Raw genomic sequence first — 14,978 nt, 5'->3', positions numbered from 1 at the left:
TTTAGTTATTAATTTTTGAGGACTGTTTCAGGCGCTCAAAGTATGCAAATTAAAAGAATAGAGGGGCTATTTTGGAAAACTGGGGATTGATTTCTGTTGTTCCGGTAACGGTTCTGTTTATTGTGGCTTTTGCTACGAAGAAGTCTCTCGAGCCTTTGCTTGTCGCGGCATTGGTCGGACATGTTATTTTGTATAAGGGATCTTTTATCACCCGTTGGGTAGCAACCCTATATAAAGTTATGGGTTCATCCCATATGATATGGCTTATCCTCGTGGTGACCTTATTTGGTGCCCTGATTGCCTTGCTGGAAAAATCAGGAGGCTTGCGTGGCTTTACAAAAGTGGCGCTGAAATATGCAAATACTCGCAAAAGGTCTTTGGTCATCACGTGGCTTTTGGGTTGTGTATTCTTCCTCGACGATTATCTTCACAACCTGACCGTCGGGCCGACTATGATGGGGGTTGCCGACTCCCATGGTATTAAGAGAACGGAGTTGGCCTATATTGTTAACGCCAACGCAGCGAACCTTTGCTGTGTAGTTCCTATATCCTCATGGGTCGTTTTCTTTGCGGGTCTTCTGGAAACTTCCGGTTTAACTGTTAACGGAACAGGCTATAACGCGTATCTGGCTATCATTCCATATCTGTTCTACTGCTGGTTAGGAATGCTAGTCTCCCTGTTCTTTGCCATGGGCATCATTCCTGCTATTGGCGCCATGAAGAAAATATCTCCTGTCTTGGTCAACGAGGAGACTGAAGAAGAGCAAGACAAGCCGATGTTGCTCAACTTCCTGCTGCCTGTCATCACGCTCGTTCTTGTCACTCTTCTATGCGAAAACGAGATGCTTTACGGAATTCTGGCAGCGATCGTTGTCTGTCTCGTGGTCTTTATGGCAACGAAGACCATGACGTACGACGAGTTCTTCAAAACCCTCATGCAGGGCATGAAGAATATGGTGTTTATTGATACGCTGCTCATCGTCGCTTTTACTCTGAAAGATGCAAACGACACGTTGGGGCTTGCAAACTATATTATCAGCGTCGTCAGTCCTATCATGAAGGGCGGATTACTTCCCGTGGTTACCTTCATCGTCTGCATGATTTATGCTTACGTTACCAGCTGCTTCTGGAGCATGGCGGCTGTTATGTTGCCAATAGTTATTCCTCTTGCGCAGGGTATGGGCGTTAACGTATTCTTAACTGTCGGTGCCGTGTTCTCAGCAGCAGCATTTGGCTCTCAGACTTGTCTGTTTTCCGATGCGCTGATCATGAACAGTGGAGCGCTTAACATCACTACTGCAGATCACGGTATGACGACGCTTCCTTACGCACTTATCGGCGCCGGCGTCGCGTGCGTGCTGTACGCAGTTGGCGGTTTTGTCCTTTAAATCAGGCGAGCGTTCTGAAAGGGGCCAGTATTATGGAAGCTGACTTGATTATCACCGGCGACCATGTTTTTACCGGTCTTGAAGATTATCCTGTTCGGAAAGCTGTTTGTATAAGAGGCAACAAAATTATTAGCGTGTGTTCGCCCGAAGAAGCCCGTGAGTATATGGGGGCTGCCACAGTTGTGAAGGAGTATCCAGAGCAGTTGATCATGCCCGGTTTTTTTGATGGGCATGTGCATGCGTTCCTTGGTGGAATCTTTGCCCGAGCAGTTGACCTCTCCAAATGCAGGAGTGAAGCTGAGGCAGTTGACACAGTGAAACTCTTTGCTGATGCCCATCCTGAGCTGCACTGGATTGTGGGTACTGACTGGTCAAATCTTACATGGGGAACGCAGAACAACCCAAGCAAGCATTCACTTGATGCGAAGCTCCCCGATAAGCCAGTATATCTAATCAACCTCGAGGGCCATTCAGCATGGATAAACTCTGCTGCCATCAAAGAGAGCGGCATAGCAAACCACAAGGAGCTTAAGCCGGAGCTTTTAGAGCGGGACAAAAACGGCGAGCTGACGGGGTATATTTCTGAAGAGTCTATGCTCGTAGTGGCTGCTTTAGCTTTTGATATGCCCATGTGCGTGCAGGGCGAAATCCTCCAAGAATTTTTAGACAAAGCAAAAAAACTTGGAGTCACAGCCATAAGCAATATCCAGTGCTACCAGGGATCTGATATTGACATTGGCAACCTGGAAATACTTCGGGAGTTTGAGCGCGAAGGAAAATTAACGACGCGTTTCTTTGTGGCTGTGGGGCTGACGGGTGACTTAAAGCGTCCTCGGAAACTGCGCGAGATGTATCATTCGGATGTTTTTTCGTTCTCAGGGCTGAAACACATAGTAGACGGCACAGCCACGGGCTGGACAGCTTTAATGGTTGATCCTTATTCAGACAAACCGGACAGTATTGGCTCAAGCCGTATTACTAAAGAAGAGCTTGAAAAAAGGGTTGTCGCTGCCGACAAGGAGGGATTCCGCGTTCGAATGCACGCCTGCGGCGACGGTTCTGTCAGACGTGCCTTGGACTGTTACGAAAAAGCACAAATTGAAAATGGGAAACGCGACTCTAGGCACACGATAGAACACATTGAGATCATTAAGAAAGAGGATATTCCGAGATTTGTGCAGCTCGGAGTTGTGGCCTCTATGCAGCCGAACCACATTTCATTGTGCGACAGCTTTGATGATAACCCGTATTTTGACAGGCTTGGTAAAGACCGAGCCGCAGGTACTTGGCCTATACGTTCAATAATGGAAACCGGCGCACATGTTCAGTTTGGGACGGATTTCCCAATTTACGAACTCAACCCAATGCTAGCTGTATTCCGCGCTACCACACGGCTTTATAATGATGGTAAGCCTAGTGGAGGCTGGAATCCCAGCGAAAAAATAGGGCTGAGTGAGACGCTCAAAGCCTATACCTATGGTTCAGCCTATGGCGCTTTTATGGAAGACAAGTTGGGGACATTAGAGTGCGGCAAATACGCTGATATCGTCGTCCTAGATAAAAACCTATTCTCCCTTGACGATCCATGGCAGATACTTGAAACGAAACCTTGTCTCACAGTCTCTAACGGTCGGATAGTTTTTGAGTCTTAGAATATATCCGTAAAGATTATAGTCCTCACTGGATATGGTCCTAAGCTACGAGAGGTTTAGCGTTTGTGCTGAATCTCTCGTTTTTTGTTGCCGATACATGGCTTTGAGGATAACACGAATAATTGATCCGACTTGATTGAGAGAAAAATTTTCCAATTCATTGCTGAGGCATTTTTCGCTTCTTCCCCTGACGATTTCATCAAGCACAGCTGATGAGCCAAACCGCGAGTTCATAATATAAAACTTACTTCGTCGATTTCTAAAAGGTCGCTTTTATACTCAGTAATTAAAAACGGGATTAATAAGACAAAGCCATGGCTTTATCATCTTAACGGAGGCGTTGCAGAATTATTTTCGAGTGGATATTTTTATAAACAATTCAGAGATTAAAGCGTTTCTTCCGTGTACAGCAAATAACAAATAACTTGAGATGTCCTTCCGCGATGAAGAGTGAGAACGCTCATTCGGAAAAAGAAATAATTATGAAGATACTGATGTTTTTGAGCGAATATGCTTGCAGTCGGTAGTATGTCTTCCCATTTGCCCCCAGTCACAGCAAGTTTCAAAAAAATGCAAGATCAGAAATTGTTTAATTGATAACAACAAATGGCACCACGTTTTCCCGGAGATAAGAGGTATCAAATTTCGGTGAATATAGCCTCAAAGAAGAGTAGAGATTTGACATGTCTACGGCATCAGCTTAACAGAGCTTGTATCATTAGATCATTAAAAAAGAAGCGCCGCTTCCGGTTGGGCGGAAGCGGCGTTCACAAAGGAGGGCGCGTGATGAAGCTGTCTTGCTGCGCTGCGCTTTTGCAGGCTGTTGCGGCGCAACCTGTAAAAGACATACGAATCCTACAGCTGGAAGCTATCCTTTTCATCGAAAGTACCACGAATTGGCGGGTCAGGATAAATATGCAGTTTTTATTCGCTTCAGCAAATTTAACAGCGGTTGTGCCCGCTGGACGGCGGGGCTCGCGGCGGCAAGGGCAGCTGTTTTATGGTTCAACAGCTTCGGCGGTTGCACAGCCAGAACAAACGGACTGGACAAACGGAGCGGCGGGAAGGACTGGCTTTTCCACAACGCTCGGGAGACTCATGGACGAACCAGCCGATTGCCGAGGTATCAGACGGCCTTTCCTTGACGCTTGAGTAACTCGTATAATACAAGAGACGAAGGCGAGTTGCTGGGATCCGATTTGTCGTTGGGGCGGTGTCGGCTCTCAACGGCTGAGGATGAAGCGGGGAAAAGGAGGCGCAGGCATGGTTGACCAAAGCCGTCTCGGGGCAGCGAAGGTGCTGTGGGACCATTGGCGGTTTGAGCCGTGGCAGAGTGGCACGGCCGAGGGATTATATCGGAAGGTGACGTTTATCAAGGCGGGGATCTTGGGCGAAGTCGGACGGTACTACGTGAACGACTTCATCGTCTGGCGGTACGAGGACGGCGACGTGGAGCGCCTTTTTCGGAAAACAGGACACAAGGCGGAAGTGATGACGCATCGATACTTGTTCGTCTCATCAGGCGGGCCGAACTTTGAAAGGAAGCGGTCCATCTGGCTGGGGTGCGGCGGTTTTGTCGAGGCGTACGGGTATGCGCTGGGGAGCGGATCTCCGGCAAAAGGAGCCATGGACCTGGCGTATCTGGCCGATCAAGCTGTGAAAATAGTTGACGGAATTGCGGGAGAACTTGAGGCGGAGATCGAAAGCGTTGCCGCAGAAGTCGTGAAGAGGGGCCTCGGAACTGGCGAGTGAGAGCTATTCGAATTAGAAAATATGCGCTATAAGTTAGTTCAATTTTCCTTTGATGAGGACTTCCCTGAACGGCAATAACGCGGTAAAATATACGTAATCCCTCCGAGATGGCGGTCTGTGCAGGGGCGGAGGGCAGAAGACGAAAGTCTGAAGACTTACTTGGAGGTGGGAGAATTGACGTTCGCGTTGATGTTCATCTGTGCAGCCGCTGTGTTCCTCGTTGGCTTTAAGTTCTACGGGCGCTTCATGTCCGAGACGTACGGCCTTTCAAACGATTGTGAAACTCCGGCGGTTAGGCTGTATGACGGGATTGACTACTGTCCGGCGCACCCGGCAGTCCTTCTGGGACACCACTTCTCGTCCATCGCAGGCGCCGGCCCGATCACTGGGCCTATCGCTGCTGCCATGGTCTGGGGCTGGTTCCCCACGCTGATTTGGTGCATGGTTGGTTCGACGTTCTTGGGCGGCCCGCACGATATGGGCTCTCTGGTCGCGTCGCTGCGCCACGACGGCAAATCGATCGGTGAGGTTATTGAGCACTGGATGGGGCGGACCGGCAAGGTCCTGTTCCTTTGCTTCACCATTCTGACGCTGATCCTCGTCGTCGCCGTGTTTCTTGCCCTGTCGGTCGGCACGTTCGTCAACGACGCGGCAGTGGCCTTCGTCTCCTGCTTGTACATCGGTCTGGCGGTCGTCGCCGGCCTTATGATGTACCGGACCAAGCTGCCGCTGTGGGTCACCACGGTGGTCATGCTGGCCATCATCGGCTACGCCTGCGTGCACGTCTCTCCCGAGAACACGCCGGCTCTGACCGAGGCGTTCAAGCATCCGTTCAGCTCGTTTGTCTCCTATCTTCCCACCACTGGACTTGAAGGGGACGCTCTGACGGCTGCTATCAAGGCCAACGCGGCCAAGTCCACGCTTGTTTGGTACTGGGTGCTGTCCATTTATATCCTGTTGGCTTCCATTCTGCCTGTGTGGCTTCTGCTTCAGCCCCGCGATTACCTGGCGTCTTACTTCCTGTATTTCGCGGTTATCGTCGGCGCCATCGGCATGCTCTTCGGGTCGCACCTGAACAGCAACACGATTATGAGTTACGACGCGTCGAAGCCTCTCATGGGCCTGTCCAACGTGGGCATGTGGCCGATGCTGTTCATCACCGTGGCCTGCGGCGCTATTTCCGGCTTCCACTCGCTGGTCGGCTCCGGCACGACGGCGAAGCAGCTGGCTAAGGAAAAGGATTCCGTGCTGGTCGGCTACGGTGCCATGTTAATCGAAGGTCTTGTCGCCGTCATCGCTCTGGGCACGCTGATGGTCGTCGGCAAGGAGAAGGCCGTCGGTCTGAACCCGGTCATCATTTTCTCTCAGGGGTTCGGCCGCTTTGCTGAGCTGATCGGCTGCAACTACGAGCTGGGTGTGCGGTTGGGCGCAATCGCCATCAACAGCTTCCTGCTTACCTCGCTTGACACCGCGACCCGTCTGACCCGGTACGAGATTCAGGAAATCTCCAACATGAAGATCAACAAGTACGCGGCGACGATCTTCGCCGTGGTTGCCGCTCTGCTTCTGGTGGTTGTCCAGGCTCACGACGTCAAGGGCAACGTTATCCCGGCGTGGAAGGCTATTTGGCCCGTGTTCGGTTCTGCCAACCAGCTGGTCGCCGCCCTGTCGCTGCTGGGCATCTCTGTTTGGGTCCGCAAGGGCTTGAAGAAGGACAACAAGTTCCTGACGATCCCGTTCTGGTTCATGTTCGTCACCACGTTCTGCGCGCTGGTTCTGATGATCAAGTCGAACCTGATCGACGCGGCCAAGCCCAACTACCTGTTGGGCATCATGCCGACCATTCTGGTTATTCTCGCTGTGGCTCTACTGATCACCAGCTTCAAGAATGCCAATTACATGCCGGCCGAGAAAAAATAAGATATCATCCCTTTCCTGCACGCAAAAAGGCCTGGTGCATATGCACCAGGCTTTTTTGTATGCCCTCTTTCCATCAGTTCCAGTCGATTTCCGTTTTGGTCAGGTGATTCGTTCGGTTGAGGAACAGTAGCATGTAGCCTCTGTCCGGCTCATGGGCCAAGAGGGATATGGACGCGGCGTCCACCGCCAGCCGCCAGAAGGACGGCCGGCCGATGCCAAGGCATTCGGCCAGCATGGGCTTGATAACCGACCGGTGAGAGACGACCGCAAACGCTCCCTCGGCGTGCCGCCGAACCAGTTCATCTAGGGCCTTTTTCGCCCGGCGCCCCGCCTGCTGAAGCGTCTCCATTCCCGGCTCGGCCAGTGACTCCGGATCGGTGAGCCATAAATGCCACAGTTCGGGGAACCGTCGGGCGATTTCGTCTTTTTTGACGCCCTCCCAGCTGCCGAGGGAGATATTTGTCAGTCCGGGGACGAGCTCGACGCCAAGCCCAAGGGCGCGGGCGATCGGCTCGGCCGTGCTCACGGCCCGGACCAGCGGGCTGGAGTAGACCGCTTGAATGGGGGCGTTTTTGAGGGCGGCCGCCGCCTCCTCCGCCTGCCGGAGTCCTGTCTCGTCGAGCGGGAAGTCGTGCCGTCCGCGGAACCGGCCTTCTCGGTTGCCGTCGCTTTGTCCGTGCCGAATTAGGAAGATAAGGGTTCTCGTCTGATCAGTCATGAGAGTCGTCCTTTCTGCGTCAAATCGTGTCCGTCCCATTGTACCCGATCTGTCGAAACGCGGCGTGAAACCAGCTTTTTTCCTGACCGCCGGATCGGTCAAACGAGTTTGACCAGTATTGACAATATGGTCGAACCTTGCTATTCTTAGCGTGTTTCGAGCGTTAGCACTCATAATACTCAAGTGCTAATAAGGAGGTGATGGCTTGCTCACCGAGCGTCAGCTGGAGATCATTCTGGCGTTAGTCTACGAGTACATTCAGACCGGCGAGCCGGTAGGGTCAAGGACTCTTTCTAAAAAGTACCTGACAGACCACAGTCCGGCGACGGTTCGCAACGAGATGTCCGACTTGGAGGAGCTTGGGTACTTCAGCAAGCCTCACTCTTCGGCCGGACGGCTGCCCACGTCGAGGGCGTACCGGCTGTACGTGGACGCGATCCTGCATCGGCCGGCTCCGCAAATGAGCGATATGGGCGAGCTGGTTTCAGGACTTGACCTGCAGCTCAAGGGGCTGGACGAGCGGCTCGGCGAGGTGTCGCGGTTTCTGAGCCGTCTGACCCGGTGCCTGAGCGTGGCGGCGGTTCGCGTTTTGGACGATCTGCGGGTGCATAAGGTTGATTTCGTCCGGGTTTCCAGCGTTTCCACGCTGGTGATTCTCGTTTTTGACGGCGGTCGAGTACGGCATGCTCGCCTGCCGATGCCGGCAGAGCTGACCGACGAGGCTCTGGACGATCTGGCTGGAGCGCTAAACCATCAGCTTCGCGGCCGGACGTGGCGTGAGGCCCGTCGGACGTTGGGCGAGTTTTTGACTCACTGGTCAGTTCCCGAGCGGACGGCGATGGACGACACGCTGGACCGGCTGGAGGAGATTATGGACCGAGAGCGGCTGACCGTGTCGGCCGGCGGCGCCGTTCAGGTGCTGCAGGCGGCGGAGGACGGCCGGCTCGAACAGCCGCAAGGCTTGTTGCGCCTTCTTGAAGAAGGTGACGCGGTAGAAAGCCTGATCACCGATTACGCGGCTCCTGAGGGCATACGGGTGACGATTGGGCCGGAAAACCGGGCCGACGCGATGAAGGACTGTTCGGTCGTCATGGCGTCGTCATCGTCTCGGGGGCGGCAGGCCGTTCTCGGGCTGATTGGCCCGCTTCGCATGAACTATCAGCGCTCGATCGCGATTCTTGACGCCGTTTTGTCGGCTCTGAACCCGGCGGGCGACGACGGGAGGTAAAAGGGATGGACGAAGAGAAGAAGCAGGCCGGCGGAACGCCGCAGGAAGAGGCCTCTCAGGAAGGCGCCGGCGGGACGGACGCGCAGGAAGCGTCCGCTCAAGCTGGGGGGGAGGAGCCGAAGGCTCCTGATTTTTCTGAGGAGCTGACGCGTCTGCAGGCGGAGCGGGATCAGTTCCGCGAGCTGGCGGCTCGGGCTCAGGCCGACGGGATTAACTACCGCAACTGGGCCGAAAAGGAATTCAAGCGTCTGAAGGCTCAAGGTTCTGAGCGGGCTGTCACGGCCCTCTTGCCGGTTCTGGACAACTTGGAGCGGGCGCTTGAGGCCGGCGGCGACGGGCAGGGGATCTGCCAAGGCGTGAGGATGGTGCGGGATCAGTTCCTGAGCGCCTTGGAAACTTTGGGCGTGACGGTCATCGACCCGACTGGACAGGAGTTTTCCCCGCTCCTTCATCACGCGGTCGCTCTGGTGGAGACCGATGACCCGGCTCAGGATGGACAGGTCATCGACGTGTTCCGCAAGGGGTACAGCATGAACGGCACGGCAATTCGGCCCGCGCAGGTGCGGGTTGGCCGGCTCAAAGAGCCCACCGCGCCGGCTCCTGAAGCCGGCGCGCAGGAATAAAACGACTTGACGGCGGCGCCGAAACGGGCAGCCGCGATATTTATCCAAGAGGTGATTGATATGGCTAAAGTTGTTGGTATCGATTTGGGAACGACGAACAGCTGCGTTGCGGTGATGGAAGGCGAGAACGTCACGATTATCCCCAACCCCGAAGGGGCTCGGACTACTCCGTCGGTTGTGGCCTTTGCAAAGGACGGAGAGCGTCTCGTCGGTCAGCTGGCCAAGCGGCAGGCGATTGTCAACGCGGATAAGACGATCATGTCGATCAAGCGGCATATGGGCACGGACTACACCGTGACGGTCGATGGCCGCAAGTACACGCCGCAGGAGATTTCCGCGATGATTCTCCAAAAGCTGAAACACGACGCCGAGGAGTACTTGGGAACGGAAGTAAAACAGGCGGTCATCACCGTTCCGGCGTACTTCACCGACGCCCAGCGTCAGGCCACTAAGGACGCCGGCGCGATTGCCGGCCTTGAAGTCCTGCGGATCATCAACGAGCCGACCGCTGCCGCTCTGGCTTACGGCGAGAACAAGTCGGGCGAGCACAAGATTCTGGTGTTTGACCTTGGCGGCGGCACCTTCGACGTGTCGGTGCTGGACGTGGGCGACGGGGTGTTTGAGGTTTTGGCTACCCACGGCGACAACAAGCTGGGCGGCGATGACTGGGATATGAGAATCGTCAACTGGATGGCCGCCGAGTTCAAAAAAGACCAGGGCGTTGACCTGTCGGCCGATCGGATGGCCATGCAGCGGCTCCGCGAGGCGGCGGAAAAGGCCAAGATCGAGCTGTCGTCCCTGCCGGAAACCACGATTTCCCTGCCGTTCATCTCGGCTGACGCCAACGGCCCCAAACACTTGGAGATGAAGCTGACCCGCGCTAAGTTTGAGGAGCTCACCAGCGACCTGCTGGCCCGGGTTGTTGAGCCGGTGAAAAAGGCCCTCGCGGACGCCAAACTGTCCCCGGCCGACATCGGAAAAGTCCTCTTGGTCGGCGGTTCGACCCGTATGCCCGCCGTTCAGCGGGAGATCAAAGAGCTGCTCCAGAAAGAGCCTACCAAGAGCATCAACCCGGACGAGTGCGTCGCTGCCGGCGCGGCCATTCAGGGCGCTATTCTGGGCGGCCAGACGGACAAGAATATCGTCCTCGTCGACGTGGCGCCGCTGTCACTGGGAATCGAGACGCTGGGCGGCGTCTGCACCCGCATCGTCGAGCGCAACACGGCGATCCCGGTGTCCAAGAGCCAGATTTTCACCACCGCGGCGGACAATCAGCCGTCGGTTGAAATCAAGGTCCTTCAGGGCGAGCGGTCCATGGCGGCCGACAACGTGCTGCTCGGCACGTTCAGCCTGACCGACCTGCCGCCCGCGCCGCGGGGCATCCCTCAGATCGAAGTGACGTTTGACATCGACGCCAACGGCATTCTGAACGTGAGCGCCACCGACAAGGGCACCGGCAAGGCCCAGAAGATCACCATTCAATCGTCCAACCTCTCCAAGGCCGACATCGAGAAGATGAAGTCCGAAGCGGAAGCCCACGAGGCCGAGGACTCTAAGCGCCGGGACCTCATCGAGGCTCGGAACTTGGCGGACAGCCAGGTTTACCAGAGCGAAAAGCTGCTCAAGGACTTGGGCGACAAGGTCACGGCAGAAGAGCGGGGCACCGTCGACGCGAAGATCCAGGCCCTCAAGGGCGTTCTCGGCGGCGAGGACTTGGACGCCATCAAGAAGGCCAGCGAGGCGCTGAACGCGGAAGTTCAGAAACTGTCCGTCCGGCTGTACCAGCAGAACGGCACAAACGGCCAGCCCGGCGCCGGCGGTGCCGCGGGCGGTCAGGCTGGTTCCAATCAGGGCGGCAAAAACGGAGACACCACAGTCGACGCGGAGTTCAGCGACTAATCGCGCCGGTCGGCTATGGCGGCGGTTCAGATAGACTATTACGCCGTCCTCGGCGTTGAAAGGACGGCAACACAGGCGGACATCAAGCGGGCCTTCCGGGAGAAGGTCCGCTCCTGTCATCCTGACGCTAACCCGGGAGACGCGGACGCTGAACGGCGATTCAAGGAAATCAACGAGGCGTACTCGGTCCTTAACAACCCGGAAAAGCGGTCCAACTACGACCAGTGGGGTACTCCCGAGCCCGGCGCGGGCGGCTTCGGATCCGGCGGCGGCCTGTTTGGCGACCTGTTTGACCTGTTTGGCGGGTTTGGCGAAGCCCAGCAGAGCGGCCCCCGACAGGGCGCGAACCTTCAGATGTCCCTGCGAATCACCCTCGAAGAGGCGGCCAAGGGAACGACCCGAACGGTTCGTATCCCACGATTCGAGCCCTGCAGCGACTGCGACGGCACGGGAGCGGAGGCGGGCACGGCACCCCAGCCGTGTCCGGAATGCGGCGGGACAGGGCAAGTCAGGTCGCGGGTCAACACCCTGTTCGGTCAGAGCTGGTCGGTCTTCACCTGCCCGCGGTGCGGCGGCACGGGAAAGCTGATCGCCCACAAGTGCCGCTCCTGCGGCGGAACCGGCAAAGTCCGCAAGACCAGAGAGCAGGAGATCAAGATTCAGCCCGGCGTCGACCGGGGCGTACGGCTTCGCGTCGCCGGTGCCGGCGAGCTGGGAGAACGCGGCGCGCCGCCCGGAGACCTCTTTATCCTGATGGACGTGGCTGACGACCCGCGGTTTACCCGGGACGGCGACGAGCTTCACTGCGCCGCGCGGGTTTCCTACCCGGACGCGGTGTTCGGCACGACGCTGAAAGTGGAAACTCTGATCGACGGTTTGGCGGACGTGAAAATTCCAGCCGGCACTGGGCCGGGGAGCGTCGTCCGCCTCAAGGGGCTGGGCATGCCCCGTCTTCGCTCGTTCGGCCGCGGCGACCTGTACGTTCACGTGGAACTGGAAGTCCCCGCTGGCAGGGAACTGTCGGCCCAAGCTCAGGAGGCGCTGAAGGCGTTTCGGCAGGCAATTTCCCCTGACGGGCCCTCGGAGCAGGACGAGAAGGCAGAACCGTCGGCGAAGGACAAGGGCGACGGCGAAAGCCTGTTAGGAAAAATTTTCGGCGGGAGCAAGAAACGCCGAAGCAAGAAAAAGTGACGAAAAAGCGCGTCCCCTCACGGCGAGGGGACGCGCTTTTCGTTAGTTGGTGTGCCACTTCTTTTCCAGCAGCGAGAGCGCTCCGGTGGCGGCGCTCGTCAGGAACAGGTAGACCAGCCCGACGACGATGAAGCTCTCAAACGACGCGTAGGTGACGCTGCGCACCTGCTGTCCCGCTTGGGTCAGGTCGCTGATGGCGAGGACCGACAGCAGCGACGACTCCTTGATCAGCGCGACGAACTCGTTGCCGATTGCCGGCAGCATGCTGCGGACCGCTTGGGGCATGATGATGGTCCACAGGCTCTGCCAGTACGACAGTCCCAAAACCTTGGCGGCTTCCCACTGGCCTCGGGGAATCGACTCGATGCCGCCCCGGACGATCTCGCCCACGTAAGCCGACGAGTTGATGCCGATACCCAAGACGCCGGCCAAAAAGGCGTCCAAGTTGACGCCCAGCTCAGGCAGGCCGAAGTAGATTAAAAAGAGCTGAACCATCAGCGGCGTGCCCCGCAGGACCGAGATGTACAGCCAAGCGAGCCAGCGAAGTGGGGCGAATGGCAGAACGCGGAACGCCCCGACGAACAGGCCGCCGGCCGTGCCGATCAGCACGCCGAACAGGGACGCCTTCACGGTCACCAGCGCGCCGTTCAGGAAAAGGTGCCAGTAGGGCAGAAGGACAGAGAAATCAAGCGTCATGATGGGTTTCCTCCGTGACTTCGCCGTGATGGGACAGCATTCGCTGCAAGAACAGCCGAGTCCGCTCCTTGGTCGGGTGTGCCATGATCTGTTCAGGCGCCCCTTCTTCGACCACCAGACCGTCCGCCATGAAGACCACCCGGTCGGAGACCTCCCGGGCGAACGCCATCTCGTGGGTGATGACCAGCATGGTCATTCCCGAGTCCGCAAGGGACGCGATCACGTCCAGCACGTCGCCGACCAGCTCGGGGTCGAGAGCGCTCGTCGGCTCGTCAAACAGCATTACTTTAGGTTCCATGCACAGCGCCCGGGCGATCGCCACGCGCTGCTGTTGGCCGCCGGACAGCTGGCCTGGCCGCCAGTCCGCCTTGTCGGCCAGGCCGACCTTGCTCAGCAGACGAAGGGCCAGTTCTCTGGCGTCCCGCGCGCTCTTGCGGCGCACCTTGCACTGGGTCAGCACCAAGTTCTCCATCACCGTCAGGTGAGGAAACAGGTTGAACTGCTGAAAAATCATGCCCATCAGCTCGGACTGCTGGGCGTTGGTCATCGACTCGTTCAGGCGCTTGCCGCACACCTCAATAGAACCGCTGTCAACTTTCTCAAGCCGGGCAATGCATCGGGCCAACGTGCTTTTGCCCGATCCTGACGGGCCGATCACCGTGACGACCTGCCCCTCTTCAACCGACAGGGAAACGCCCCTCAGCACGTTCAACGAGCCGAAAGACTTGTGCAGATCCTGGACGACTATTGCATGAGCCAAAGGCCTCACCTCCACCGAGCTGCCATTATACGGTACGGAACATGAAATTGAAAGAGGGTAGATAAAAAAACATAAAGTAAACTAAAGTTTTACTTTAGGTCACTCGGCTGGCCGCGTTTGGCCAATAGCAAATTGGTTGGGCCTATCTTCAGTTGGGCTGATAAAGAAGAGCGGAGAAAGGGCGGCTCTTAGTTGGCAGACAAGCTGAAATTGTCTATAATAGGCAACATAGGAGGCCTGCCAGACGAGCCCTGACTCGCGGCGTCGTCGCGGCAGGCGTTTTTGTCGTCTCCGGACTGCGCCGGGTCGACTGGAGGTGAACGCCGTGAAAATTTCTGACCTGCTTCAAGCGCTGGACAGCATCGCTCCGCTGGCGCTGAGCGAGCCGTGGGATCACTCCGGCCTTCAGTTGGGCGGCGCGTCGTGGCGCTGTAGCCGCGTCGGATTTTGTCTCGATGCGACGGTCGAGAGCGTTCAAGTGGCAAGCCGCGAGGGCTGTGACGTCCTCGTGGCTCATCATCCGCTCTGCTTTTTACCCCTCGCGGACTTGGACACGAGCCGATTCGTCGCTCAGACGGCCGGCGAGGCGTTCCGCCTCGGCGTCGCCGTCGTCGGCTGGCACACGCCGTGGGACTCGGCGCGAGGCGGGGTAAACGAGGGACTGCTGGCCCGAGCCGGCCTTCTGTCGGCTCGAGGGCTGAGGCCTATGCCGGGTGGGTTCGGCATGGGCGGCATGGGCGAATGGCCTGAGTCCTGCCCGGCTTGCGCGTCTGCCGCTGCGTTGGCAGGCGCGTGGGACTTGTCTGGATACCGGCTGGCAGGCGACCCAACGAAAGAGGTTCGGCGGGTCGCGCTGTGCGGCGGTTCAGGCGGGGATCTGTGGCAGGACGCCCTTGAAGGAGGCGCTGACCTGTACGCCACGAGCGAGATGAAGCACCATCAGATCGTCGAGGCTCTGGCCTCTGGTTTGGCCCTCATGCTTTGTGACCACGGAGAAATGGAAGCGCCGTCAATGAGCGATTTAGCTCGCCGAGTTGAAGGGCTCGGTTTTGACGTGCGCGTCCTGCCCGAGACGCCGTCCCACTACCAGTGGGCGGCGAGGGGCTCGGGAAGACATAAAGACTGAGCACGACGAGAAGAAAGAGGGAAAT

The 14,978-nt window shown here is 57.0% G+C and carries 12 protein-coding genes; 9 read left to right on the top strand and 3 right to left on the bottom strand.

Features of this window, described 5'->3' with window-relative positions:
* Positions 1 to 71 precede the first annotated feature (71 nt).
* The 4 genes from JONANDRAFT_RS05015 (at position 72) to JONANDRAFT_RS04995 (ending at position 6,712) form a co-directional block, all read left to right on the top strand.
* The gene (locus JONANDRAFT_RS05015) at positions 72 to 1,388 is read left to right on the top strand and encodes a Na+/H+ antiporter NhaC family protein (protein WP_008523036.1); all 1,317 of its coding nucleotides are present in this window, start codon (positions 72 to 74) and stop codon (positions 1,386 to 1,388) included.
* A 32-nt stretch (positions 1,389 to 1,420) separates the two neighbouring features.
* Entirely contained in the window at positions 1,421 to 3,040 is a 1,620-nt protein-coding gene (locus tag JONANDRAFT_RS05010) for an amidohydrolase (protein ID WP_008523034.1), read from the top strand.
* 1,263 nt (positions 3,041 to 4,303) lie between these two features.
* Positions 4,304 to 4,792 carry a hypothetical protein gene (locus JONANDRAFT_RS05000; protein WP_008523029.1) on the top strand — a complete coding sequence of 163 codons (489 nt, stop codon included), beginning with the start codon at positions 4,304 to 4,306 and terminating at the stop codon, positions 4,790 to 4,792.
* A 174-nt stretch (positions 4,793 to 4,966) separates the two neighbouring features.
* Positions 4,967 to 6,712 carry a carbon starvation CstA family protein gene (locus tag JONANDRAFT_RS04995; protein ID WP_008523028.1) on the top strand — a complete coding sequence of 582 codons (1,746 nt, stop codon included), beginning with the start codon at positions 4,967 to 4,969 and terminating at the stop codon, positions 6,710 to 6,712.
* A 73-nt stretch (positions 6,713 to 6,785) separates the two neighbouring features.
* On the opposite strand, the gene JONANDRAFT_RS04990 is transcribed toward JONANDRAFT_RS04995, so the two are convergent.
* The gene (locus JONANDRAFT_RS04990; RefSeq protein WP_008523027.1) at positions 6,786 to 7,430 is read right to left on the bottom strand and encodes a histidine phosphatase family protein; all 645 of its coding nucleotides are present in this window, start codon (positions 7,428 to 7,430) and stop codon (positions 6,786 to 6,788) included.
* A gap of 205 nt (positions 7,431 to 7,635) precedes the next feature.
* Between JONANDRAFT_RS04990 and hrcA the strand changes: the two genes are divergently transcribed.
* From hrcA to dnaJ, 4 genes are read left to right on the top strand one after another with little or no spacing between them, the layout of a single operon-like run.
* Positions 7,636 to 8,658, top strand: coding sequence for a heat-inducible transcriptional repressor HrcA (gene hrcA / locus JONANDRAFT_RS04985; protein WP_008521450.1), 1,023 nt, complete (start codon positions 7,636 to 7,638; stop codon positions 8,656 to 8,658).
* 5 nt (positions 8,659 to 8,663) lie between these two features.
* A complete protein-coding gene (locus JONANDRAFT_RS04980; protein ID WP_008523026.1) occupies positions 8,664 to 9,281 on the top strand; it encodes a nucleotide exchange factor GrpE in 618 nt (205 codons plus the stop codon).
* Between the two features lie 60 nt (positions 9,282 to 9,341).
* Positions 9,342 to 11,180: a molecular chaperone DnaK gene (gene dnaK, locus JONANDRAFT_RS04975; protein ID WP_008523025.1), complete on the top strand. Its 1,839-nt coding sequence runs from the start codon at positions 9,342 to 9,344 to the stop codon at positions 11,178 to 11,180.
* 15 nt (positions 11,181 to 11,195) lie between these two features.
* Positions 11,196 to 12,371 carry a molecular chaperone DnaJ gene (dnaJ, locus tag JONANDRAFT_RS04970; RefSeq protein WP_008523024.1) on the top strand — a complete coding sequence of 392 codons (1,176 nt, stop codon included), beginning with the start codon at positions 11,196 to 11,198 and terminating at the stop codon, positions 12,369 to 12,371.
* Positions 12,372 to 12,413: 42 nt separating this feature from the next.
* Here dnaJ and JONANDRAFT_RS04965 read toward each other — a convergent pair whose 3' ends face one another.
* Both JONANDRAFT_RS04965 and JONANDRAFT_RS04960 read right to left on the bottom strand, forming a co-directional pair.
* On the bottom strand, positions 12,414 to 13,067 hold the full coding sequence (locus JONANDRAFT_RS04965; RefSeq protein ID WP_008521446.1) for an amino acid ABC transporter permease: 654 nt from the start codon (positions 13,065 to 13,067) through the stop codon (positions 12,414 to 12,416).
* On the bottom strand, positions 13,057 to 13,827 hold the full coding sequence (locus JONANDRAFT_RS04960; RefSeq protein ID WP_008523023.1) for an amino acid ABC transporter ATP-binding protein: 771 nt from the start codon (positions 13,825 to 13,827) through the stop codon (positions 13,057 to 13,059). Before JONANDRAFT_RS04960 ends, JONANDRAFT_RS04965 begins: the two co-directional genes overlap by 11 nt.
* A gap of 325 nt (positions 13,828 to 14,152) precedes the next feature.
* Between JONANDRAFT_RS04960 and JONANDRAFT_RS04955 the strand changes: the two genes are divergently transcribed.
* A complete protein-coding gene (locus JONANDRAFT_RS04955; RefSeq protein WP_008523022.1) occupies positions 14,153 to 14,953 on the top strand; it encodes a Nif3-like dinuclear metal center hexameric protein in 801 nt (266 codons plus the stop codon).
* Positions 14,954 to 14,978: the final 25 nt, after the last annotated feature.

The sequence above is a fragment of the Jonquetella anthropi DSM 22815 genome (assembly GCF_000237805.1).
Classification (GTDB): domain Bacteria; phylum Synergistota; class Synergistia; order Synergistales; family Dethiosulfovibrionaceae; genus Jonquetella; species Jonquetella anthropi.
The sequence above is the reverse complement of the archived record's forward strand: the minus strand, read 5'-3'. Positions and strand labels throughout refer to the sequence as shown.

What these genes read in the sequence shown, in the direction of transcription:
- JONANDRAFT_RS04980 (WP_008523026.1), top strand. Translation starts at nt 8,664, where the DNA reads ATGGACGAAGAGAAGAAGCAGGCCGGCGGAACGCCGCAGGAAGAGGCC.
- JONANDRAFT_RS05000 (WP_008523029.1), top strand. Translation starts at nt 4,304, where the DNA reads ATGGTTGACCAAAGCCGTCTCGGGGCAGCGAAGGTGCTGTGGGACCAT.
- dnaK (WP_008523025.1), top strand. Translation starts at nt 9,342, where the DNA reads ATGGCTAAAGTTGTTGGTATCGATTTGGGAACGACGAACAGCTGCGTT.
- JONANDRAFT_RS05010 (WP_008523034.1), top strand. Translation starts at nt 1,421, where the DNA reads ATGGAAGCTGACTTGATTATCACCGGCGACCATGTTTTTACCGGTCTT.
- JONANDRAFT_RS04990 (WP_008523027.1), bottom strand. Translation starts at nt 7,430, where the DNA reads ATGACTGATCAGACGAGAACCCTTATCTTCCTAATTCGGCACGGACAA.
- dnaJ (WP_008523024.1), top strand. Translation starts at nt 11,196, where the DNA reads ATGGCGGCGGTTCAGATAGACTATTACGCCGTCCTCGGCGTTGAAAGG.
- JONANDRAFT_RS04965 (WP_008521446.1), bottom strand. Translation starts at nt 13,067, where the DNA reads ATGACGCTTGATTTCTCTGTCCTTCTGCCCTACTGGCACCTTTTCCTG.